20 protein-coding genes are annotated in these 22,065 nt (G+C 69.2%); 5 read left to right on the top strand and 15 right to left on the bottom strand.

The window, feature by feature from the left end:
- Position 1 precedes the first annotated feature (1 nt).
- Positions 2-958, top strand: coding sequence for a 2-dehydropantoate 2-reductase N-terminal domain-containing protein (locus H4Q84_RS08665; protein WP_248582987.1), 957 nt, complete (start codon positions 2-4; stop codon positions 956-958).
- Positions 959-1,020: 62 nt separating this feature from the next.
- Here H4Q84_RS08665 and H4Q84_RS08670 read toward each other — a convergent pair whose 3' ends face one another.
- From H4Q84_RS08670 to H4Q84_RS08705, 8 genes are all read right to left on the bottom strand, one after another.
- Positions 1,021-1,821: a nucleotidyltransferase domain-containing protein gene (locus H4Q84_RS08670; protein ID WP_248582988.1), complete on the bottom strand. Its 801-nt coding sequence runs from the start codon at positions 1,819-1,821 to the stop codon at positions 1,021-1,023.
- A 16-nt stretch (positions 1,822-1,837) separates the two neighbouring features.
- A complete protein-coding gene (locus tag H4Q84_RS08675) occupies positions 1,838-3,121 on the bottom strand; it encodes a thymidine phosphorylase (protein ID WP_248582989.1) in 1,284 nt (427 codons plus the stop codon).
- A 7-nt stretch (positions 3,122-3,128) separates the two neighbouring features.
- A complete protein-coding gene (locus H4Q84_RS08680; protein WP_248582990.1) occupies positions 3,129-3,524 on the bottom strand; it encodes a cytidine deaminase in 396 nt (131 codons plus the stop codon).
- Between the two features lies 1 nt (position 3,525).
- On the bottom strand, positions 3,526-4,812 hold the full coding sequence (locus H4Q84_RS08685) for an ABC transporter permease (RefSeq protein ID WP_248582991.1): 1,287 nt from the start codon (positions 4,810-4,812) through the stop codon (positions 3,526-3,528).
- 82 nt (positions 4,813-4,894) lie between these two features.
- Entirely contained in the window at positions 4,895-6,106 is a 1,212-nt protein-coding gene (locus H4Q84_RS08690) for an ABC transporter permease (RefSeq protein WP_248582992.1), read from the bottom strand.
- Complete coding sequence (locus H4Q84_RS08695; protein ID WP_248582993.1) at positions 6,103-7,623, bottom strand: ABC transporter ATP-binding protein; 1,521 nt, start codon at positions 7,621-7,623, stop codon at positions 6,103-6,105. Before H4Q84_RS08695 ends, H4Q84_RS08690 begins: the two co-directional genes overlap by 4 nt.
- Positions 7,624-7,797: 174 nt before the next feature.
- Positions 7,798-8,874 (bottom strand): BMP family ABC transporter substrate-binding protein, encoded by a 1,077-nt coding sequence (locus H4Q84_RS08700; protein ID WP_248582994.1) that lies wholly within the window; start codon positions 8,872-8,874, stop codon positions 7,798-7,800.
- 130 nt (positions 8,875-9,004) lie between these two features.
- Complete coding sequence (locus tag H4Q84_RS08705; protein WP_248582995.1) at positions 9,005-10,204, bottom strand: amidohydrolase; 1,200 nt, start codon at positions 10,202-10,204, stop codon at positions 9,005-9,007.
- A gap of 176 nt (positions 10,205-10,380) precedes the next feature.
- Here H4Q84_RS08705 and H4Q84_RS08710 point away from each other — a divergent pair, with 176 nt between their 5' ends.
- Positions 10,381-10,698: a hypothetical protein gene (locus H4Q84_RS08710; protein WP_248582996.1), complete on the top strand. Its 318-nt coding sequence runs from the start codon at positions 10,381-10,383 to the stop codon at positions 10,696-10,698.
- A 3-nt stretch (positions 10,699-10,701) separates the two neighbouring features.
- A complete protein-coding gene (locus H4Q84_RS08715; RefSeq protein WP_282580347.1) occupies positions 10,702-11,175 on the top strand; it encodes a phosphotransferase in 474 nt (157 codons plus the stop codon).
- On the opposite strand, the gene meaB is transcribed toward H4Q84_RS08715, so the two are convergent.
- Genes meaB through H4Q84_RS08730 form a run of 3 tightly spaced genes read right to left on the bottom strand, consistent with a single transcriptional unit; the run spans position 11,172 to position 16,038 of the window.
- Positions 11,172-12,155, bottom strand: a complete 984-nt coding sequence (meaB, locus tag H4Q84_RS08720) for a methylmalonyl Co-A mutase-associated GTPase MeaB (RefSeq protein ID WP_248582997.1) — start codon at positions 12,153-12,155, stop codon at positions 11,172-11,174. The genes H4Q84_RS08715 and meaB overlap by 4 nt on opposite strands.
- Positions 12,155-14,326 carry a methylmalonyl-CoA mutase gene (gene scpA / locus H4Q84_RS08725; protein WP_248582998.1) on the bottom strand — a complete coding sequence of 724 codons (2,172 nt, stop codon included), beginning with the start codon at positions 14,324-14,326 and terminating at the stop codon, positions 12,155-12,157. Before scpA ends, meaB begins: the two co-directional genes overlap by 1 nt.
- Positions 14,323-16,038 (bottom strand): methylmalonyl-CoA mutase family protein, encoded by a 1,716-nt coding sequence (locus tag H4Q84_RS08730; RefSeq protein ID WP_248582999.1) that lies wholly within the window; start codon positions 16,036-16,038, stop codon positions 14,323-14,325. Before H4Q84_RS08730 ends, scpA begins: the two co-directional genes overlap by 4 nt.
- A gap of 136 nt (positions 16,039-16,174) precedes the next feature.
- Here H4Q84_RS08730 and H4Q84_RS08735 point away from each other — a divergent pair, with 136 nt between their 5' ends.
- Positions 16,175-17,236, top strand: coding sequence for a glycosyltransferase (locus H4Q84_RS08735; protein WP_248583000.1), 1,062 nt, complete (start codon positions 16,175-16,177; stop codon positions 17,234-17,236).
- A 25-nt stretch (positions 17,237-17,261) separates the two neighbouring features.
- Here the strand turns inward: H4Q84_RS08735 and H4Q84_RS08740 are convergent, their stop codons facing one another.
- Positions 17,262-17,639, bottom strand: a complete 378-nt coding sequence (locus tag H4Q84_RS08740; RefSeq protein WP_248583001.1) for a VOC family protein — start codon at positions 17,637-17,639, stop codon at positions 17,262-17,264.
- A gap of 160 nt (positions 17,640-17,799) precedes the next feature.
- Here H4Q84_RS08740 and H4Q84_RS08745 point away from each other — a divergent pair, with 160 nt between their 5' ends.
- On the top strand, positions 17,800-18,597 hold the full coding sequence (locus H4Q84_RS08745; RefSeq protein ID WP_248583002.1) for a DUF4328 domain-containing protein: 798 nt from the start codon (positions 17,800-17,802) through the stop codon (positions 18,595-18,597).
- Here H4Q84_RS08745 and H4Q84_RS08750 read toward each other — a convergent pair.
- From H4Q84_RS08750 to H4Q84_RS08760, 3 genes are read right to left on the bottom strand one after another with little or no spacing between them, the layout of a single operon-like run.
- Entirely contained in the window at positions 18,573-19,349 is a 777-nt protein-coding gene (locus H4Q84_RS08750; protein ID WP_248583003.1) for a succinate dehydrogenase/fumarate reductase iron-sulfur subunit, read from the bottom strand. The genes H4Q84_RS08745 and H4Q84_RS08750 overlap by 25 nt on opposite strands.
- A gap of 1 nt (position 19,350) precedes the next feature.
- Positions 19,351-21,201, bottom strand: a complete 1,851-nt coding sequence (locus H4Q84_RS08755; protein ID WP_248583004.1) for a fumarate reductase/succinate dehydrogenase flavoprotein subunit — start codon at positions 21,199-21,201, stop codon at positions 19,351-19,353.
- Complete coding sequence (locus tag H4Q84_RS08760) at positions 21,201-21,974, bottom strand: hypothetical protein (protein WP_248583005.1); 774 nt, start codon at positions 21,972-21,974, stop codon at positions 21,201-21,203. Before H4Q84_RS08760 ends, H4Q84_RS08755 begins: the two co-directional genes overlap by 1 nt.
- Positions 21,975-22,065 lie beyond the last annotated feature (91 nt).

Here is a 22,065-nt window from a genome sequence, read left to right on the forward strand (position 1 = left end):
CATGCGCTTCGTCGTGTACGGCGCGGGCGCTGTCGGCGGGGTCCTCGGTGCGCGGCTCGCGCTCGCGTCGTACGACGTGGCGCTGGTCGCCCGCGGCGCGCACCTCGACGCGATCCTGGCCGACGGCCTGACGCTGCGCTCGGTCGACGGCGACCAGGTGGTGCGCCTGCCAGCGGCCGACACCGTCGCCGACCTCTCACCCTCGGCCGACACCGTCGTGCTGCTGACTGTGAAGGGCCACCAGACCGCTGCCGCCCTCGACGACCTTGTCGCACACGTGCCCCAGGACGCCACCATCGTGTGCGTACAGAACGGCGTGGCCAACGAGGCCGCCTGCCTGCGACGGTTCCCGCACGTGCTGGCCGTCACGGTGATGATGCCGACGACCCACCTCGACCCGGGCGTGGTCGTGCAGAACAGCTCACCGGTGCCCGGGATCCTCGACCTCGGCCGCTTCCCCACCGGTCGCAACGAGCGCTGCGAGCTGGTCTCGGCGGCGTTCCGGGCGGCCGGCTTCGAGTCGGTCGTGCGCGACGACGCGATGGCCTGGAAGCACCGCAAGCTCCTGATGAACCTCGGCAACGCTGCTCAGGCGTGCTTCGAACCCGGCGACGACCGCAACGCCGTGGTCACGCTGATGCGCGAGGAGGGCGAGCGAGTGCTGGCAGCTGCGGGCACCCCGGTGACGAGCGAGGCCGACGAAGAGGTACGCCGCGGCTCGCTGCTCACCGCAGGCCCGGTCGGCAGCCGCTCCGGTGGCTCGACGTGGCAGAGCCTCGCCCGCGGCCAGGGCACCGTCGAGACCGACTACCTCAACGGCGAGATCGCCCTGCTCGGCCGCCTCCACGGCGTACCAACCCCCGCCAACGACCTGATCCGCGTCGTGATGGCCGAGCAGGTACGCGGCGGCGCGACGCCCAGCACCTTGCCCGCCGCCGGCCTGCTCACCCGACTGTAACGCTCGTTGGTCGAATGCCTCGCGAGGAACGGGCGAGGTGTCGAGACCTCGACGACGCCAGACTATGAGCCAAGGCGCAGGTCGAGCTCACGCTCGAGGTGCCGCCGCAGCGCGGTCTCGAGATCCTGCGGCCACGGTTCGCCGGTTCTCTCGCTGAGCTCTCGCGCCAGCGGGAGGAAGCCCTCGGCACCCGCCAGGTGCACAGCCAGGATCGACTCCCGGGTCGCCTCGATCGGCGGCAGTCTGCGCAACAGCTCGAGGTGCTCGTTGCGCAGCACTCCGCGCAGCTTCAACGCGCCGCCACGATCCGGCACGCAGGCGTCCTCCAGCATCAGCTGGATGAGCAGCCCGCGGAGCAGTCCCGACCCGGATGCACCGATCTCGAGCTCGTCGCGGCCCAGGACGACCGGGAGCAGCCCGAGCACCCGGAGGAACTCCCGAGCCAGTGCGCCGACGCGGTGACCTGACGGCGGGATGGGCCGAGCCTGCCCGGTCATCGACGACTGCAGGTCGTCTCGGTCGAACAGGACCTTCACGGACGAGGCTGCACGTTCAACAAGATCACCGGGCGGCACCACCGACACGTCGAACCGCACCCAGTCCTCGGTTACGTGGTTGAGCACGACCATCTCTCCGAGCTCGATGCGTTGCTGCAGGACCACGGGGATCCTGGCCGCTATCGCTTCGTCCCAGTCGACCAGCCACGTCTCGCGATCACCGAGATCGACGACGACCAGGACATCGAGGTCGCTGAGCTCATCCCCAGCCCCGCGACCGAGGCTGCCCACGAGCCAGGCGCCGCGGACTCGCGGGTCTCGCTCGAGGATCTCCGTCAGCGCCCGGAGGCAGTCATCCCTAGTCATGTACAACCGATAAGCGTCAGGAGATGCGGTCGAGGATCAGGGCCGTCGACTCGTAGGTCGCCCCGTCAGCGACGTCGTAGCCACCCTCAAGCGACGCCAGCGCGCGCTCGAAGCGGTCGGGCTCGTCGGTCAGCAGCGTGAACAGCGCCTCACCTTCACGCACGGTGTCACCCGGGCGCGCGTGCCAGACCACACCGGCACCCGCCTGCACGGGGTCCTCCTTGCGCGCCCGACCGGCACCCAGCCGCCACGCGGCCAGGCCGACGGCCATCGCGTCGAGACGGGTGAGCACACCGGAAGCCGGGGCCGTCACGACGTGCGACTCGCGTGCCGTCGGCAGCTCGGCCTCGGGGTCGCCGCCCTGGGCGCGGATCATCGACTTCCAGGAGTCCATCGCCCGGCCCGACGCCAGCACCTCGGCCGGGTCGACGTCGGTGACGCCCGCGCCGGCCAGCATTTCGGTGGCCAGCGCGACGGTCAGCTCGACCACGTCGGCGGGACCACCACCGGCCAGCACCTCGACCGACTCGGCGACCTCGATCGCGTTGCCGGCGGTCAGGCCGAGCGGCGTGGCCATGTCGGTGAGCAGAGCGACGGTCTGCACGCCGGCACCCTTGCCGAGCTCGACCATCGTCGAGGCCAGCTCGCGGGCCCGGTCGAGGTCCTTCATGAACGCACCCGAGCCGACCTTCACGTCGAGCACCAGCGCACCGGTGCCCTCGGCGATCTTCTTCGACATGATCGACGACGCGATCAGCGGGATCGCCTCGACCGTGCCGGTCACGTCCCGCAGCGCGTAGAGCAACTTGTCGGCCGGAGCCAGCCCGTCGCCGGCCGCACAGATCACCGCACCCACCGACTCGAGCTGCGCGAACATCTCGTCGTTGGACAGCGCAGCACGCCAGCCCGGGATCGACTCCAGCTTGTCGAGCGTGCCGCCGGTGTGGCCCAGCCCCCGCCCGGAGAGCTGCGGCACGGCCACGCCGCACGCCGCCACGAGCGGCGCCAGCGGAAGCGTGATCTTGTCGCCCACTCCACCGGTCGAGTGCTTGTCGGCGGTTGGCCGCGAGAGCGACGAGAAGTCCATCCGCTCCCCCGACGCGATCATCGCGGCGGTCCAGGTGGCGATCTCGCGACGGTTCATCCCGTTGAGCAGGATCGCCATCGCCAGTGCCGACATCTGCTCGTCGGCGACCTCGCCGCGCGTGTAGGCGTCGATCACCCAGTCGATCTGGCTGTCGCTCAGCTCGGCCTTGTCACGCTTGACACTGATCACCTCGACGGCGTCATGGGCTGCCACTAGTTGCTCACACTTCCTTCAGATAGTCGGGCCCGAACGCATCGGGCAACACCTCGGCCATGCTGCGCACACCCGACACGGTCATCAGCTGCAGGTCGCGCGCACCGTGCTCGACGAGGAGCTGCCGGCAACGACCGCACGGCATGATCACCTCGCCCGCCCCGTTGACGCAGATGAAGTGGGTCAACCGCCCACCGCCGGTCGCATGGAGCTGCGAGACGAGCCCGCACTCGGCGCACAGGGTCACGCCGTACGCCGCGTTCTCGACGTTGCAGCCCACCAGCAGCCGGCCGTCGTCGGCCAGCGCCGCGGCACCCACATGGAACTTGCTGTACGGCGCGTAGGCGCGCGCCGAGATCTCGGTCGCGGCCTCGCGCAACGCGTCCCAGTCGACGTCCGCCATCTCAGCTCTTCACGTAGGGCTCGCCGTCGGCCGCCGGCGGGCGGACCCGGCCCACGAACCCTGCCACGGCGATGATCGTCGCGAGGTACGGCGACGCGCGCAGCAGCTCCGGCGGGATCTTGCCGAGGAAAGACAGCTGCGTCTGGAGCGTCCAGACGAACCCGAAGAACAACGCCGACAGCGACGCGTAGACCGGGTGCCAGCGACCCATGATGACCGCGGCGAGCGCGATGAAGCCGTTGCCGGCCGAGGCGTTGTTGTCGAACGATCCGGTCGAGCCGACGGTGAAGTAGGCACCACCGAGACCGGCGAACACGCCACCGAACAGGACGGCCTGCCAGCGGATGCGGTTGACCCTGATGCCGACGGTGTCGGCGGCCTTCGGGTGCTCGCCCACCGACCGCACGCGCAGGCCCCACCGGGTCTGGAAGAGCAGGAAGCTCACCAGCCCGACCGAGATGTACATCAGGTAGACCAGCAGTGTCTGGTTGAACAAGGCCGGCCCGACGATCGGGATCGAGGAGAGGCCCGGGATCTCGATCGGCGCGAGGATCAACGGCTCGTTGAGGTATTCCTTGAGGTCATTGGGGATCTGGCTCAGCAAGAAGCTGGTCAGACCTGTCGCCAGCGCGATCAGCACGACGCCTAGCACGACCTGGTTGACGTGGTAGCGCATTGCGAAGACCGCCAGCAGGGCAGCCATCCCGACGCCGGCGAGGATCCCGCCGACGAGGCCCATCTCGGCACTGAAGAAGGCGCTCGAGAAGACCGAGGCGAAGAACGCCGCGGTGAGGAACTGGCCCTCGATCGCGATATTGATGACACCCGCTCGCTCACACATGCAGCCGGCGAGGGCACCGAAGATCAGCGGCGTCGCCAGCTTGATGGTGCCCGGCATCGGGTTGGCGAAGACGAAGTTGCCGGCGCCGGTCTGGTCGGCGTACTGCCAGGCGATGAACCCGCCGAAGAACGCGATGCCGACCGTGATGCCGGCCACCACGCCCCAGACGCCGCGCGGGATCTTGTTCAGCGCCGCGAGGACCATCCACACCAGGACGACGACGAGGCCACCCCACGCGACGTTCTGGCCGTTGATCTCGCTGCCGGTGTTGTCCTTGGTGCGTGCGCCGAGGAGGTACTTGATCGTGGGGTCGTTGATGTCGAGCGCGAACCACAGCAGCAGCGCGGCGATGATCGCGAAGACCACGACCAGCTTGATCTGCCGGCGTACGTCGGCCCGGTCGCGGACGTCGACGATGTCGTCCTGACTGATGACTGCGGTGCTCATCGAGCTGCTCCGTTCACTTGCAGGTCGAGCGGAAGCTCGCGGTCGCGAGCCGGCTGCGGGCCGCCCCGCTCTCTCGCTGCGCTCACGAGCCCCATCCCTTCGCCATGACCGCCGACCCGTCGTCGACCTTCTTCATCCGGGCGATGCCCTGGACTAGCGCCGGCGCGGCCACGAACAGCACGATGAGTGCCTGCAGAACCTCGGTGAGCTCCTTCGGCGTTGAGGCGGCGCTGGCCTGCATGGCCACGCCGCCGACGCTCAATGCGCCGAACAGCAGTCCGGCGAGCACGGTGCCGAGCGGGGTGGCCCGACCGAGCAGCGCGACGGTGATCGCGTCGAAGCCGATGGTGCCGGCCATCGTCGGGCTCAGCGAGTCCTGGTGGCCCAGGACACCCATCGTCGCGGCGAGGCCGGCGAGGCCACCGGCGATCACCATGGCCGCGGTGTAGACGTTGGCCACGTTCATGCCGGCGGTGCGCGAGGCATCGGCGTTGGCGCCGACCGCGCGGAGCTCGAAGCCGAGCTTGCTGCGGTCGAGGATCCACCACACGAGGATCGCTGCGAGGAACGCGACGATGACGCCGAGGTGGAAGTTGCCGATCTCGGGGAACGTGGCCGAGCTGTTCGGCGGCGGCGACAGGGTGTTGTCACTGTTGGGACGCTGGAAGGCGTTCTTGCTCAGCGCGTAGAGCAGCAGCGCCCCGCCGAGATAGTTGAGCATGATCGTGGTGATGACCTCGTGCGCACCGGTGCGGGCCTTGAGAACACCAGCGATCGCGCCCCAGAAGGCACCGCCGGCGATGCCCGCGACCAGTGCCACCAGCAGGTGGATGCCCGGCGGGAGGTCCCAGGAGAAACCGACATAGCCGGCCGCGAGAGCGCCGACCAGCAGCTGGCCCTGGGCGCCGATGTTGAAAAGGCCGGCACGGAACGCCAGCGTCACGCCGAGGCCGGCACAGATCAGCGGAGCCGACCGCACCAGCGTGGTGCCGATGGCTCCTGGACTGCCGACCGACCCGTGCACGAGCGCGGCGTACGACGACCAGATGGCGCTGCCGGCCTCGCGGAAGAAGTCCTGGGGGTAGGAGAAGATGTAGGGCATCGTCTCGAGCACGTCGCGCGAGCTGAAGACGATGAGCAGCGCGCCGATGACCAGCGCCATCGCGACGGCCACCAGTGTCGTGGTCACCGAAGGCAGCCAGCTCGCGCCGGGTCGCGCGCTCCGGGCCTCGACCGGCTTCTCGTCGGCCTTGCCGGCACCCGGCTTCGGCGCGGGTGTCTTCTCGTCGCTCATGCGGTCACCGACTCGTCGGCGTCGTGGGCTCCGGCCATCATCAGGCCAATGTCCTCTCGTGCGATGTCCGGCGAGACGGTGCCGACGATCCGGCCGTCGAACATGACGGCGATCCGGTCGGAGAGCGCGAAGATCTCGTCGAGCTCGGTCGACACGATGATCACCGCCGTGCCCTTGTCACGCTCGGAGATGATCCGTTTGTGGATGAACTCGATCGAGCCGACGTCGACACCGCGGGTCGGCTGTGAGGCGATCAGCACCTTGAGGGGACGCGAGAACTCCCGCGCCACAACGACCTTCTGCTGGTTGCCGCCCGACAGCGACGCGACCGGCGCCTCCATCGACTCGGTGCGGATGTCGAACTCCTCGATGCGGTGCTTGGCGTTCTTCTCGATCTCGTCGAGACGCAGCGCCGGGCCGCGCGAGAACTCGTCGTTGCGGTAGAGGTCGAGCACGAGGTTCTCGCGCACGCTGAACGGGCCGACGTACCCGTCGTGGGAGCGGTCCTCGGGGATGTAGCCGATGCCTTCCTCGAGGCTCTGCCGCGGGCCGTGCTTGCTGATGTTCTTGCCGGCCAGCTCGATGACTCCGGCGTCGGGCCTCATGACGCCGAGGAGCGACTTGATGAGCTCGGTCTGGCCGTTGCCCTGCACGCCGGCGATGCCGAGCACCTCGCCCGCGCGTGCCTCGAACGACACGTCCTTGACGACCTGCACTCCGCGCGCGTCGACGACCGTGAGGCCCGAGGCGGAGAATACGACGTCGCCCGGCTTGGCCTCAGGCTTGTCGACCTTGAGCTTGACCTCGCGGCCGACCATCATCTCGGCCAGCTCGGCCTCGGAGGTCGACGGCGGCGCGGTGCCGACGACCTTGCCGCGCCGGATGACGCTGATCTTGTCGCCGACCGCCTTCACCTCGCGCAGCTTGTGGGTGATGAAGATGATCGAGGTGCCGGTCTTCTTGAGCTCACGCATGATCTCCATGAGCTCGTCGATCTCCTGCGGTGTGAGCACCGCGGTGGGCTCGTCGAGGATCAGTACCTTCGCGTCGTTGGCCAGCGCCTTGATGATCTCGACCCGCTGCTGCACGCCGACGGGGATCTCCTCGACGAGCGCCTGGGGATCGACGGCAAGGTTGTACCTACGGGAGAGATCGGTGACCAGGCCGGCGGCCGCACCACGGTTGAGTACGCCGAGGGCGCGGGTCTGCTCGCGGCCCAGCATGACGTTCTCGGCCACCGTGAAGACCGGGACCAGCATGAAGTGCTGGTGGACCATGCCGATGCCCGCGGCGATCGCGTCGCCGGGCGAGGTGAAGGTGACCGGTTCTCCGTCGACGAGGATCTCGCCCTCGGACGGGTCGAGCAGCCCGTAGAGCATGTTCATCAACGTGGACTTGCCTGCACCGTTCTCGCCGAGCAGGCAGTGGATCTCGCCGGGCTCGATGGTGAGGTCGATGTGGTCGTTGGCCGTGAACGAACCGAACCGCTTGGTCAGGCCGCGGATCTCGAGGTGCATGGCTCCCCTGAGGAATTGCTTTGGGTGAGGACTGGTAGCGAGCGGATCACCGACTGGATCCCTGGCGTGAGACTGAGAGTCTGAGACTAGGGTCCGAGAGCAGGACGCGAAAGCCGGGACGGGGAACATTCCCCGTCCCGGCCTTCACCGGTTCGTCCGATGGTCAGGCTGCGGTCAGCCGACCTTGAGTGAGCCGTCGACGATCTGTGCCTTCAGGTCCTCGATCTGCGACTTCACGTCGTCGGAGATGTCGCCCTCGGCCTCGTGGAACGGGGCCAGACCGACGCCCTCGTTCTCGAGCGTCCCGTTGAACAGCTCGCTGTTGAAGTCGCCGTCGACGGAGGCCTTGATGGACTCCTCGACAGCGACGTCCATGCCCTTGACGACCGAGGTCAGGAGCACGTCGCAGTACTCGGCGGCGGACTCGCAGCCGTCGGTGTCGACCCAGATGCCCTTGACGCCGGCGTCCTTGACGGCCTGGAGGCCACCGAGGCCGGCCGGACCGGCCACCGGCATGATCACGTCGGCGCCCTGCTGGATCATGCCTTCAGCGATCGACTGGCCCTTGGACTTGTCGTCGAAGCCGCCGACGAACGTGCCGTCCTTGCCGTCCCAACCGACGACCTCGACTGCGCCGTCGTTGTCCTCGTTGAACTTCTCGACACCCTGCTTGAAACCCTCCATGAAGATGGAGACGGTCGGGATGTTGAGGCCACCGAAGGTGCCCACCACGCCCGACTCGGACTGTGCAGCGGCCAGGTAGCCCGCGAGGTACGCCGGCTGGGCGGTGTCGAACACGAGACCCTTGAGGTTGTCGCTCGGCTTCTCGTAGGCGTAGTCGACGATCGAGAAGTCGATCTCCGGGTTGGCCTTGGCGGCCGCCTCGGTGGCGTCACCGAGGAGGAAGCCGACCGTGGTGATCGAGTTGCAACCCTGGGCAACGAGCGCGTCGATGTTGTCGGCGTACTCGGAGTCGGAGTTGGACTCCACCTCGCCGGTCTCGACACCCAGGTCGGTCTTCGCGTTGAGCAGACCGTTGTAGGAGGTCTGGTTGAACGACTTGTCGTCGAAGCCGCCGGAGTCGGACACCATGCAGGCCTTGAAGTCAACGCTCTCTGCCGGGGCTGACGTGCTCTCGGCCGCCGACGGGCTTTCGTTGTCCGAAGCCTCGTCGGACGGACGATCGCCACATCCGGCGAGGGTGAGTGCAGCGATGCTGATCACGGCTGCGATACGGGCCGTCTTCTTCACGGCGCCTCCTGATCTCTGTGCTTAGTGAGAGCGCCACCGCGGCGCACGTCGCGCCAATCTAATACCCCGTAACCCCGATCGCGTAGCACCACGGCCAACCGTTATCTCACAGTGACCCGCCGGTTCGGCGTCAGCGCGTCAGAGCCAGCACGGCTGCCTCGGCGAGCACGCGGGCGCCGATCGCCGTCGCGCCTTCGTCGACGCGCAGGTTGCCCTGGTGCAGGTCGTAGGTCGGACCTCCCGGCGTGCGGGTGCCTAGCCGGCCCATCGCACCGGGCACGCGGTCCAGGTACCAGCCGAAGTCCTCGCCGCCGAGGCTCTGGGTCGTGGAGACGTGGCCCCGCGACCCCAGCACCGACTCGACAGCGGTCGCCAGCACCTTGGTCGGGTGCGGTCCGTTGACCACGGGCGGCACGCCGCGCTGGTAGGTGGTCTCCGCCACGACGCCGTACGGCGCGACGATCTGGCCGATCAGGGTGCGGACGATGTGCTCGGCATCGGCCCAGGCGACCGCGTCGAGCATCCGGACGGTGCCGGCAACCTCGCCGGTGCCGGGGATGACGTTGTGGGCGGACCCGGCACGCACCCGGCCCCACACCACGCTGACGCCGGCGCGCGGGTCGAGCCGGCGGGACAGGATCGCGGGCAGCTCGGTGATGACCTTGCCGAGGGCGAACGTGAGGTCCTCGGTCAGGTGCGGCCGGGAGGTGTGGCCGCCCTTGCCGGAGAGCCGCACCGAGAGCGCGTCGGCGGCCCCGGTGAGCGGCCCGACCCGGAGGCCGACCTGGCCGACGTCGAGCGTCGGATCGCAGTGCAGGCCGAAGATGTGGTCGACGTCGTCGAGGCCGCCCGAGTTCATCACGTGCAGCGCGCCGCCGGGCATGACCTCCTCGGCGGGCTGGAAGAGCAGACGCACACGTCCGGACAGCAGCCCGGCGCGGCCCACCTCTGCCAGCGCCAGACCGGCCCCCACCAGGCCGGCAGTGTGTACGTCGTGGCCACAGGCGTGCGCGGCCCCGGGCACGGTGCTCGCCCACGGGTCGGTGGTGAGGTCGTCGACCGGCAGCGCGTCAAGGTCGGCGCGCAGTGCGACCAGCCCGTCACCGGAGCCGAGGTCGGCGATCACGCCGCCGCCGTCGAGTCGTCGTACGTCCCAGCCGGTGCCCTCGAGGTGCGAGACGACCTGGTCGCAGGTGCGATCCTCGCCCCACGACAGCTCGGGGTGGGCGTGGAGGTCGCGGCGCAGCCCGTTCAGCTGGTCGGTGTACTTGTCGACGAGCTCGGCGATGACGCGCGCGGCGTCGCGGGGCTGAACTGAAGGGGCGGACATTGCTCTCTAGGTTAGAGCCCCCGCCCTCCCAGCGGACGAGGAGCACGCAGACCGGACTTCGGGCTCGTGCCGCTGTGGCTCCATGTAACGCGGAGTTAGGTCAACTGGGATCCCGGTCTGCGGGGGTCCCAGTGTCCCTAACTCCGCGTTACATGAGAGAGAGGCGAGGCCACACCGTGTTTCATGGGCCCGCGGACCTGACCGAGGGGACGCCAGTCGAACATGGCTGCAGCGAGACCGATGTCCGCCACAGTCCCGACGGGACGGCGTACGCGAAGACGGCCCGCGCAGACCACGCCGCATTCGAGCTCCTCTACGAACGTGACCGTCTGGGGTGGCTGACCGCCGTCGACTTGCCCGCTCCGCGGGTGCTGGACTGGCTTGACGGCGAGAGGCCGACGCTCGTGACCAGTGCGGTGCCGGGCGTTCCGGTCTGCGACGTTCCGCCCGACGCGACCTTCAGCGGTGTCGAGGCGTTGCGTGACGCGATCTGACGGCTGCATGCGCTCGACCCCGACGACTGTCCCTTCGACCGAAGGCTCGCGACGACGATCACCGCTGCCCGGTCCCACGTGGAGGCCGGGCTCGTCGATGAGGACGACTTCGACGACGTACGGCGCGGCCGCACCGCCACCGACCTGCTGACCGAGCTGCTCGCCTCGACCGACGAGATGGCTAGACGCGAAGCCGGCGACCTGGTCGTGTGCCACGGAGACGTATGCCTCCCGAACGTCCTGGTTGATCCGGCGACGTACCTCGTCACCGGGATCATCGACGTCGGCCGGCTCGGCGTAGCCGACACACACCAGGACCTGGCGCCAGTCACCCGGAGTCTCGAGGCGCCCATCAACCCCGCATTCGGACCGGACCGTGCCGCAGCATTCCTGGGCAACCACCAGCGGGCCGACCGGGTCGACCCGGAGCGGATCGGGTTCTACCGGCTCCTCGACGAGTTCTTCCAGGCCGCCTAGCGCTCGTCGTACGCCGCGAGGATCAGGTCGGCGGCCGCGGGTGCGGCGAGCTCGCCGGAGAGCACGGCGGCGCGGACCTCCTGGCGCACCCGCGCGACTCCGGCGGAGCGCCGGAGGCGTTGGTCGAGCTCGTCGCGGACCAGCGCCCAGGTGAAGTCCAGCTGCTGCTCGGCTCGCTTGGTCGCGAGCCCGTCGAGGGTCAGGTGCTCGCGGTGGCCGAGCACCCGCTGCCACACGTCTTCGACACCGGTGCCGGTGAGTCCGGAGCAGGTGACGACCGGCGGGGCCCACTCCCCCTTGCCGTGCACGAGGCGCAACGCACCGGCCAGCTCGCGCGCGGCGGACCGAGCCTCGCCCTCACGGTCGCCATCAGCCTTGTTGACCGCGATGACGTCGGCGATCTCGAGGATGCCCTTCTTGATGCCCTGCAGCTGGTCGCCGGTGCGGGCCAGGGTGAGGAAGAGGAACGTGTCGACCATGCCGGCGACGGTGACTTCCGACTGGCCGACGCCGACGGTCTCGACCAGCACCACGTCGTACGACGCCGCCTCGAGCACCGCCATCGCCTGCGCCGTGGCCCGGGCCACTCCCCCGAGTGTGCCCGCGGCGGGCGAGGGCCGGATGAACGCGTCGGGGTCGACGGCGAGCCTGGCCATCCGCGTCTTGTCGCCGAGCACGGAGCCGCCCGTGCGCACGCTCGAGGGGTCGACCGCGAGCACGCCGACCCGATGCCCCTGTGAGGTCAGGTGGGTGCCGAGGGCCTCGATGAACGTCGACTTGCCGACGCCGGGGACGCCGGAGATGCCGACGCGGATGCACGACGGAGTGGAGGACCCGAGCGACGCCAGCAGCTCACGCGCCAGCACCCGGTGCTCGACCTTCGACGACTCCACCAGCGTGATCGCGCGCGAGACCGCAGCCCGGTTGCGCTCACGCACTCCCGCGGCGAGCTCGGCAGGATCGACCTGGGGACGCGCCATCACTCGTGGGTCGACAGCTTCGCCAGCAGGTCGAGCGCCGAGTCGGCGATGACCGTGCCGGGCAGGAACACCGCGGCGGCGCCCATCTCCTTGAGCGTCTCCACGTCGTCGGGCGGGATCACCCCGCCGATGACGACCATGATGTCGGGCCGGCCCTGGTCGGCGAGCGCCTGCTTGAGAGCGGGCAGCAGGGTCAGGTGACCAGCAGCAAGGCTGGAGACACCGACGATGTGCACGTCGGCGTCGATCGCCTGCTGGGCGACCTCCTCGGGCGTCGAGAAGAGCGGCCCGACGTCGACGTCGAAGCCGAGGTCGGCGAACGCCGTCACTACGACCTTCTGCCCGCGGTCGTGGCCGTCCTGACCCATCTTCGCGACCAGGATGCGAGGGCGACGGCCCTCCTCCTCCTCGAACTTCTCGGTCGCGTCGAGCACTTCCTGGACGCGCGGGTGGCCGACGCCGGAGCGGGACTCGTCGCGGTACACGCCGCTGATCGTACGGATCGTGGCCTGGTGGCGGCCGTAGACCTTCTCGAGGGCGTCGGAGATCTCACCGACCGTCGCCTTCACCCGGGCCGCGTCGACGGCGAGCGCGAGCAGGTTGCCGTCGAGGCTGCCCTTGCTCGCCCCGCGGTCGGCGGAGTTGGTCAGCGCCTCGAGCGTGCGTCGTACGTCGTCGTCGTCGCGCTCGGCGCGCAGCCTCTCCAGCTTGGCGATCTGTTGGCGGTAGACGTCGTCGTTGTCGACCCGGAGCACGTCGAGCTTGTCCTCGGTGGCGAGGCGGTAGGTGTTGATGCCGATGACGGCCTGTGCGCCGGAGTCGATGCGCGCCTGGGTGCGGGCGGCAGCCTCCTCGATGCGCATCTTCGGGATGCCCTGCTCGATGGCCTTCGCCATGCCGCCGGCCTCCTCGGCCTCGACGATGTGCGCCCACGCACGCTCGGCGAGGTCGTGGGTGAGCCTCTCGACGTAATAGCTGCCAGCCCACGGATCGATGATCTCGGTGGTGCGGCTCTCCTGCTGGAGGAGCAGCTGGGTGTTGCGGGCGATGCGCGCGCTGAAGTCGGTGGGCAGCGCGATCGCCTCGTCGAGGGCGTTGGTGTGCAGGCTCTGGGTGTGGCCCTGGGTGGCGGCCATCGCCTCGATGCAGGTGCGTTGCACGTTGTTGAAGACGTCCTGCGCGGTGAGCGACCAGCCGCTGGTCTGGCAGTGCGTGCGCAGGCTCAGCGACTTGGGGTTCTGCGGGTTGAACTCACGCACCAGCCGGGCCCACAACGCCCGGGCCGCGCGCATCTTCGCGACCTCCATGAAGAAGTTCATGCCGACCGCCCAGAAGAAGCTCAGCCGGGGCGCGAAGTGGTCGATGTCGAGGCCCGCGTCGAGGCCGGCCCGGAGGTACTCGACGCCGTCGGCCAGCGTGTAGGCGAGCTCGAGATCGGCCGTCGCTCCTGCCTCCTGGATGTGATAGCCGGAGATGGAGTTGAAGCGCGGCATCTTCTCGGCGGTGAACGAGAAGATGTCGCTGATGATGCGCATGCTCGGCAGCGGCGGGTAGATGTAGGTGTTGCGGACCATGAACTCCTTGAGGATGTCGTTCTGGATCGTCCCCATGAGCTGTTGCGGCTTCACCCCCTGCTCCTCGGCCGCGGCGATGTAGAGCGCCATCACCGGGAGCACGGCGCCGTTCATGGTCATCGACACCGACATCTCGTCGAGGGGGATGCCGTCGAAGAGGGTCCGGGTGTCATAGATCGAGTCGATGGCCACGCCGGCCATGCCGACGTCGCCGCGCACCCGCGGGTGGTCTGAGTCGTAGCCGCGGTGCGTGGCCAGGTCGAACGCGACACTGAGCCCCTTCTGGCCGGCCGCGAGGTTGCGCCGGTAGAACGCGTTGGACTCCTCGGCCGTCGAGAAACCGGCGTACTGCCGGATCGTCCACGGCTGGGTCGTGTACATCGTCGGGTAGGGCCCGCGCAGGAACGGGCTCAGCCCGGGCCAGGTGTCCAGCGCGTCGAGGCCCTCGAGGTGCTCGGGGCCGTAGACCGGGAGGATGTCGATGCCCTCGGGAGCCGCCCAGGCGTTGTTCTCGTCGGTCGAGTAGGGAGCGCCAGCGACCGTATCGAGACCCTCGCTCTCCAGCGGCTGGTCAGCGAAGCTCTTCGGGATGCTCATGCCAGCTTCTCCCTCGTTGTCGCCAGGAACGTCAGCGCATCGACGCCGACCGCACACGAGTCGTCGGCGCCGACGTCGCCCTTGCCCGCGAGGATGACCCAGGCAGCACCCGCGTCACGCAAGGCCCGCACGGCCTGCGCGCCCCACTCGGAGTACGCCGCGTCGGTGCCCGCAAGACAGGCGACCTGCTGGCCGTCGTACGCCGCGATGAGGTCGTCGACACCGGTGGTGGCCCCCGCCGGCTCGGCGGTCACCCCACCGGCCGCGAAGAGGTTGGCGGCGAACGTCGCCCGCGCGGTGTGCTGGGCGACGGTGCCCATCGTGGCGAGGAAGACCGGGCGATCGGCCGGTCGGCCGCGCAGGTCCTCGAAGGCGGCGCCGTAGCGTCGTACGTCGTGAGGGGTGGGGTACGCCGAACGTTCGGGCAGCTTCTCGCCGAGGTTGGGGAATTCGCTGAGCCCGGTGATCGGGCGGGTCCGGTGGGCGATCTGGTCGTCGCGCTCGGCGACGACCGCGGCGATGCGGGCGTCGAGGGCATCGAGCCCGTCGGCCTCGATGCGGCCGAGCTCGGCCCAGGCGGCGTGGGCGAGGTCGTCGGTCAGCTTCTCGACCGCGTAGGCGCCGCCCGCCGGGTCGGCGACGTGGGCGACGTGTGACTCGCTGATCAGCAGGCTGGAGGTGTTGCGGGCGACGCGGCGGCCGAGCGCGTCGGGCACCCCGAGCGGGGAGTCGAAGGGCAGCACGGTTACCGAGTCGGCCCCGGCGACCCCTGCGGCGAAGGACGCCACCGTGGTGCGCAGCATGTTCACCCACGGGTCGAACGCGCTCATCATCGGCCGGCTCGTCACGACGTGCTGACGCTGCTGGGTGAGCTCGGAACCCGAGAGCTCGACGACCCGGGCCCAGAGCCGGCGGGCCGCACGCAGCTTGGCGATGGTCGGGAACTGCTCGTCGGTCGCGGCGTAGCGGAACTCCATCAGACCCAGCGCCTCGTCGAGCTCGATGCCGGCGTCGGTCAGGGTGCGCAGCGCGGCGATGCCTGCCGCGAGCGACCAGCCGAGCTCCTGCCCGTCGGAGGCGCCGCGGTCGTGCACGGTCGTTCCGTCGATGACCACAGCCAGGGTGCCGGCGTCGAGGGCGAGACGGGCGACGTCGACGAGCTGGTCGTCGTCCCATGCGGCGCCGAGGCTGGTGCCGTCGGCTGGCGTCGTGTCGCCCAGCACCTCGATGAAGGCCCGAGCGGCCGCGGTCGTGTCGTCGCCGTGGCCGTCGAGCACGACCGGAGCGAGGTCGAGAAGTACGCCGTCGAGCAGGGCCGCGAGGTCGACACCGTCGACTCGGTCGAGCCAGAGCGAGGTCACGCCCTGGTCGAGGTCGACCAGGATCTCCTCATTGGTGGCCCTCTCCTCGACCACCGTGACCTGCGAGCGGATGTCCCAGTCCCCAGCGCGCGTCGGCCGCCCCGAGGTCGTCGTACGCCCGGCGAGCTCGCGGCTGCCGATCGGCGGCACGTCGATGCCGTCGAGCGTGGTGCGGGTCAGCTTCTGCCAGACCAGGTCGTCGGGATCGTCGTCGCCGAGGCGGCGGGCCTTACGGAGCACCGCGGCCGTCGCCTTCTCCCAGTCGGCCGTCGTCGCGTTGTCATCGGGGGAAGCCAGTCGGAGCGAACCCTGCTCAGGCTCGAACTCCTCGGGCTCCTTGAGGCCACTCATGCTGCGAACAATAGGCAGCGGCACTCCCCGCCACCACCGAGTGTGACGTTTCCAGCACCGGGGGGCCGGTTCCGTGTTCATCCCGGCGTCATCGGGTGGCCGCGTCCGGTTGGTACGCCGCGTGCACGGTGGCGACATGACGCCACGCCGGATCGCGCTGGTCACCGAGTCGTTCTACCCGGCCGTCGACGGCACGACCACCACGCTGAAGAACGTCGCCGACCACCTCGTCGACACCGGTCACGACGTGCTGCTCGTCGCACCCGGACCCGGGCTGACGTCGTACCGATCGATGCCGGTGGTCCGGATCGCACCGCCCCGGCGTGGTCGGCAGGTGCGCGATGCGCTGGCCGGCTTCGGACCTGACCTGGTGCACGTGACGAGCCCGGGTGCGCTGGGCCGCCGTGCCCTCGACCACGCTGGCCGGCTTGGATTGCCGACGCTCCTCGTGCAGCACTCCCCGATGTCACACGTCCCCGGCCCCGCCGACCGCCTCGTCGTGACGAGCCGGTGGATGGCCGACCGGATGGCCGCCCTCGGCGTCGACGCCAGCGTCTGGCAGCCCGGTGTCGACACAGCGGCGTTCGCGCCGAGCCTGCGCGACGACTGGCTCCACCAGAAGTGGGCGCGGTCGAAGTCGGCTCCCGGCCCCCGCGTCGTGGTGGGCTACGCCGGCAGCCTCCACAAGCGCCACGGCGTACGTCGCCTCGCCGAGCTCGCCGGCATGCCCGACATCCGCCTCGTGGTGATCGGCGACGGACCGCAGCGCGCCTGGCTCCAGGCCCACCTGCCCGGCGCGAAGTTCACCGGCGCACTCGAGACCGGCGAGCTCGCCACCGCGCTCGCCTCGCTCGACGTACTGGTGCATCCCGGAACCGAGGAGACCTGCTGCCACGTGCACCGCGAGGCCGCCGCATCCGGCGTCCCCGTCGTCGCGCCGCACGCGGGCGGCGTGGTCGGGCTGGTCCGCTCCCTCGAGACCGGACTGACGTACGACGCGGGCGACCCGCGCGCCCTTCGCCGGGCCGTGGAGTCCGTGGCCGGTGACCGGCAGCGCCGACTGTTGGGTGAACGCGGGCGTGAGCTTGCCGCGACCCGCGACTGGGCCGACGCCTGCACCGAGCTCGACGCGATCTACGACGAGGTACTCGGCGCACCCCACTCCGCCTCAGTGCGGCACCTCCGGGTCACTGGCTGACACTTGCGTACCGCACTCGGGCCGGTCAGCCCTGCTTCGAGTAGTCGGGCAGCTCCTGCAACGCCCAGCGGTTGCCGTCGGGGTCGGCGAACGAGACGAACCGGCCCCACGCCTGCTCGTCGACGCCCTCCGCCTCGACCCCGCGCGAGCGGAGGTCGGCCAGGGTGGCGTCGGCGTCGGCGATCACCATCTGCAGGTTGTCGAGCGATCCGGGGGCCATCTCGGTGAGGCCGCGGCCGATCGCGATCGAGCAGCCCGACCCGGGCGGCGTCAGCTGCACGAAGCGGATCTCCTCGCTCACCGTCTGGTCGTGATCGGCCACGAAGCCGACCTTCACGTAGAACTCCTTGGCCCGATCGACGTCGGTCACGGGCACCATCACCAGCTCCAGTTTCATGTCCATGACCTCAGCCTAGGAGCCAATCCGGTCACTTCCTGACCGGTTTCCGCACTTGTGAGCGCTTCGAGGGTGTCGAAACCGCGGCGACGATCGCCAGCCTGCCGCTCCACGTGAATCCGGGCTTTGGCTGTCGCACGAGGTCTTCGTCCCTCATAATCCCGGGATGACTGACTCTCGGGCGGGGTGGTACCCCGACAACCAGCAACCTGGCCTGCTCCGGTGGTGGGACGGCGTCCGGTGGACCGAACGGACCACGCCGATGGCGGTCGAGGTCCGGCGTCCGCCACTCGGGAAGGACTGGTTCCGGCTGGCCACCGGCACCCAGGTGATGCTCGGACTGTGCGTGATCACGTGGGTGGGCGTCATCGCCGCCGACCGCTTCATCGCCTCCGTCGGACGCCAGTTCGCCGACGCTCCTCGCCAGGTCGACCTCTCGGACGCCGAGCGTTCCGACACTCTGATCCTCGTCAGCACCTTCGGTCCCCTGGACATGCTGTTGCTGACCGGCATGTTGTTCATCACCTGGCTCTACCAGGCCCATCGCAGCGACCGTGTCGAACCGGCGTACCTCGAGCGGAGCTCAGGATGGGCGATCGGTGGCTGGTTCGTCCCCGTCCTGAACCTGTGGCGTCCCTACCAGATGGTCACGGACATCCGCCGGGGCGTCCGAGGACCCCTGAGCCTCGGGACGGGCACCCAGGTCGTCTGGTGGGTCCTGTGGGTGGCGTCGTCGATCAGCGACCGCGTCACGGCACGCATGTGGCCCGACGACCCCGACCTCGGACCGCGTGAGTACGGCGAGAAGCTCGCGTCCGCCGCGGACGCCGAGGTGATGAGCTCGGTCCTCGTCATCGCCAGCGCCGTGCTCGCGATCCTGGTCGTCCGCCAGATCACGAAGCTGGTGGCCGCCTCGGAGCACGGAGTGCGCGCCGACGCTCAGACCTCCTTGCGCCCCTCGTAGTCCTTGTTGCGAATCCCGATCTTGTTGCCCAACCACACCAGCGGGTCGTACTTGCGGTCGGCCACGCGCTCCTTCATCGGGATGATCGCGTTGTCGGTGATCTTGATGCCCTCGGGGCAGACCTCGGTGCAGCACTTGGTGATGTTGCACATCCCGAGGCCGGCTGCGTCCTGGGCCAGTGCCCGTCGGTCGTGGGTGTCGAGCGGGTGCATGTCGAGCTCGGCGTACCGCAGGAGGAAGCGCGGACCCGCGAAGGCCGGCTTGTTGTCCTCGTGGTCACGCACGACGTGGCAGGTGTTCTGGCAGAGGAAGCACTCGATGCACTTGCGGAACTCCTGTCCGCGCTCGACGTCCATCTGCGCCATCCGGCGCTTGCCGTCGGCGTCGCGCGGGACGAGCTCGGCGTACGGCAGCTCCTTGGCCTTTTCATAGTTGTAGGACACGTCGGTCACGAGGTCGCGGATCACCGGGAACGAGCGCATCGGCGTGACCGTGATCGTGTCGGTCTCCGCGAAGTCGCTGAGCCGCGTCATGCACAGCAGCCGGGGCTTGCCGTTGATCTCGGCCGAGCAGGAGCCGCACTTGCCGGCCTTGCAGTTCCAGCGGATCGCGAGGTCGCCGGCCTGCGTGGCCTGCACCCGGTGCAGCGCGTCGAGCACGACCTCGCCCTCGGACACCTCGACGGTGTAGTCGCCGAGGTCGCCGCCGTCGGCGTCGCCGCGCCAGATCCGCATCTTCAGGTCGTAGGCCATGTCAGCTCTTCTCCTCGAAGTACGTCTTCAGCTCGTCGGGCATCAGGGGCAGAGGCTTCTCGCGCAGGTCGACGCCGGTGCCCTCGTCGTTCAGGTTCACGATGAGGTTCTTGGTGCCCCACTCGGCGTCGGGTCCGGGGAAGTCGTCACGCGTGTGGCCGCCGCGCGACTCCTCCCGGGCCAGGGCCGCCTTCGCGATGCACTCGCTGACGATGAGCATGTTGCGCAGGTCGAGCGCGAGGTGCCAGCCGGGGTTGTACTGCCGGTTCCCCTCGACCGCCATCGACGCAGCCCGCACCTTGAACGCCTCGATCTCCTCCAGCGACTGCTCCAGCTCGCCGGCGGTGCGGATGATGCCGACCAGGTCGTTCATCGACTGCTGCAGGTCGGACTGGATCGTGTACGGGTTCTCGCCGCCGTCAACCTCGAACGGCGCCAAGGCACTCGCCTGCGCGGTCTTCACGTGGGAGTCGTCGACCAACGGCCGGTCAGCACCGAGCGAGCTCGTGTACGCCGTCGCGGCCTCACCTGCACGCTTGCCGAAGACCAGCAGGTCGCCGAGCGAGTTGCCGCCCAGCCGGTTGGAGCCGTGCATGCCGCCCGAGCACTCGCCGACGGCGTAGAGCCCGGTCACCGCGCTCTCCTGGGTGTCGGCGTCGACCTCGACGCCGCCCATCACGTAGTGGCACGTCGGGCCGATCTCCATCGGCTCCGCGGTGATGTCGACGTCGGCCAGCTCCTTGAACTGGTGGTACATCGACGGCAGCCGCTTGCGGATGAACTCCGGCGTACGACGCGACGCGATGTCGAGGTAGATACCGCCGTGCGGGGTGCCCCGACCGGCCTTGATCTCGGAGTTGATCGCCCGGGCGACCTCGTCGCGCGGGAGCAGCTCGGGGGGTCGACGGTTGTTCTTCTTGTCGTCGTACCAACGGTCGGCCTCCTCGATCGAGTCGGCCGTCTCGCTCTTGAAGAACTCCGGGATGTAGTCGAACATGAACCGCTTGTCCTCGGAGTTCTTCAGGACGCCGCCGTCGCCGCGCACCGACTCCGTGACCAGTAGCCCCTTCACCGAAGGCGGCCAGACCATGCCGGTCGGGTGGAACTGCACGAACTCCATGTTGATCAGCGAGGCTCCAGCCCGCATCGCCAGCGCGTGGCCGTCGCCGGTGTACTCCCACGAGTTGGACGTCACCTTGAACGACTTGCCGATGCCGCCGGTCGCGAGGATCACGCTGGGCGCGTCGAACACGATGAACCGGCCGGTCTCCCGCCGGTAGGCGAACGCCCCGGCGATCTTGTCGCCCTGCTTGAAGAGGTCGGTGACGGTGCACTCCATGAAGACGTCGATGCCGAGCTGTACGGCGCGCTGCTGGAGGGTTCGGATCATCTCGAGGCCGGTACGGTCACCGACGTGGGCGAGCCGGGCGTACTTGTGGCCACCGAAGTCGCGCTGCGAGATCAGGCCGTCGTCGGTGCGGTCGAAGAGGGCGCCCCAGTCCTCGAGCTCCATGACCCGCTCGGGCGCTTCCTGGGCGTGCAGCTGGGCCATCCGCCAGTTGTTCAGCATCTTGCCGCCGCGCATGGTGTCGCGGAAGTGCACCTCCCAGTTGTCCTCGGGGTAGGCGTTGCCCATCGAGGCAGCGATGCCGCCCTCGGCCATCACGGTGTGCGCCTTGCCGAGCAGGGACTTGCAGACGATCACGACCTTGGCGCCGGCGTCGTGGGCGGCGATCGCGGCGCGCAGACCGGCACCGCCGGCGCCGATCACCACGACGTCGTACTGGTGCCGCTCCATGCCACCTTCCGCGTTCCCGGACATCTCGTTGCCGGTCATCTCGTGGCGAGCCATCAGAAGAACCTCACGTCGTCGATCGCGCCGGTGGCCAGCAGGTAGACGTACAGGTCGACCAGTGCCACCGAGAACAGGGAGTACCACGCATATCTGGCGTGATGGACGTTGAGCTTCGAGACCCACGTCCAGAGCTGGTAGCGCACCGGGTGCTTGGAGAAGTGCCGCAACCGCCCGCCGACCGCGTGCCGGCACGAGTGGCACGAGAGCGTGTAGAGCCAGATCAGCACCACGTTGATGAGCATCAGCAGCGTGCCGAGGCCCATGTGGCCCCACTCGTGGTCCTCGTTGCGGAACGCCAGCACGACGTCGAAGCTCAGGATCAACGCGACCGCGATCGCGGCGTACCAGGACCAGCGGTGGATGTTCTGGAGGATCAGCGGGAAGCGGGTCTCACCGGAATAGGCCTTGTGCGGCTCGGCGACTGCGCACGCGGGCGGCGAGAACCAGAACGCCCGGTAGTAGGCCTTGCGGTAGTAGTAGCAGGTCATCCGGAAGCCCAGCGGGAAGATCAAGATGATCAGCGCCGCCGAGAGCGGGAACGCCTTGAAGGGTTGGCCGAAGTCGGACGCGCCGTCCACGCAGTCGCCCAGACAGGGCGAGTAGAACGGCGAGAGGTACGGCGACGCGTAGTAGTCGCGGCCCATGAAGGCGCGAACCGTCGCATAGACCACGAAGGCGGCGAACACCACGAACGTCGCCAGCGGCGCGAGCCACCAGCGGTCCTCTCGGAGTGTCCTCTCCGGGATCTGTGCCCTGGTGGGTCCGGTCACGCCGGTGTCCGTCGATGCCACAAGTTCCTCCGCTGGTCAGACAACGCCCCCGACTATGGCTGGTGTCACACCTGAGCGGAAGGGGGCGCGC

It is taken from the genome of Nocardioides sp. InS609-2 (assembly GCF_023208195.1).
In the GTDB taxonomy this organism is placed as follows: domain Bacteria; phylum Actinomycetota; class Actinomycetes; order Propionibacteriales; family Nocardioidaceae; genus Nocardioides.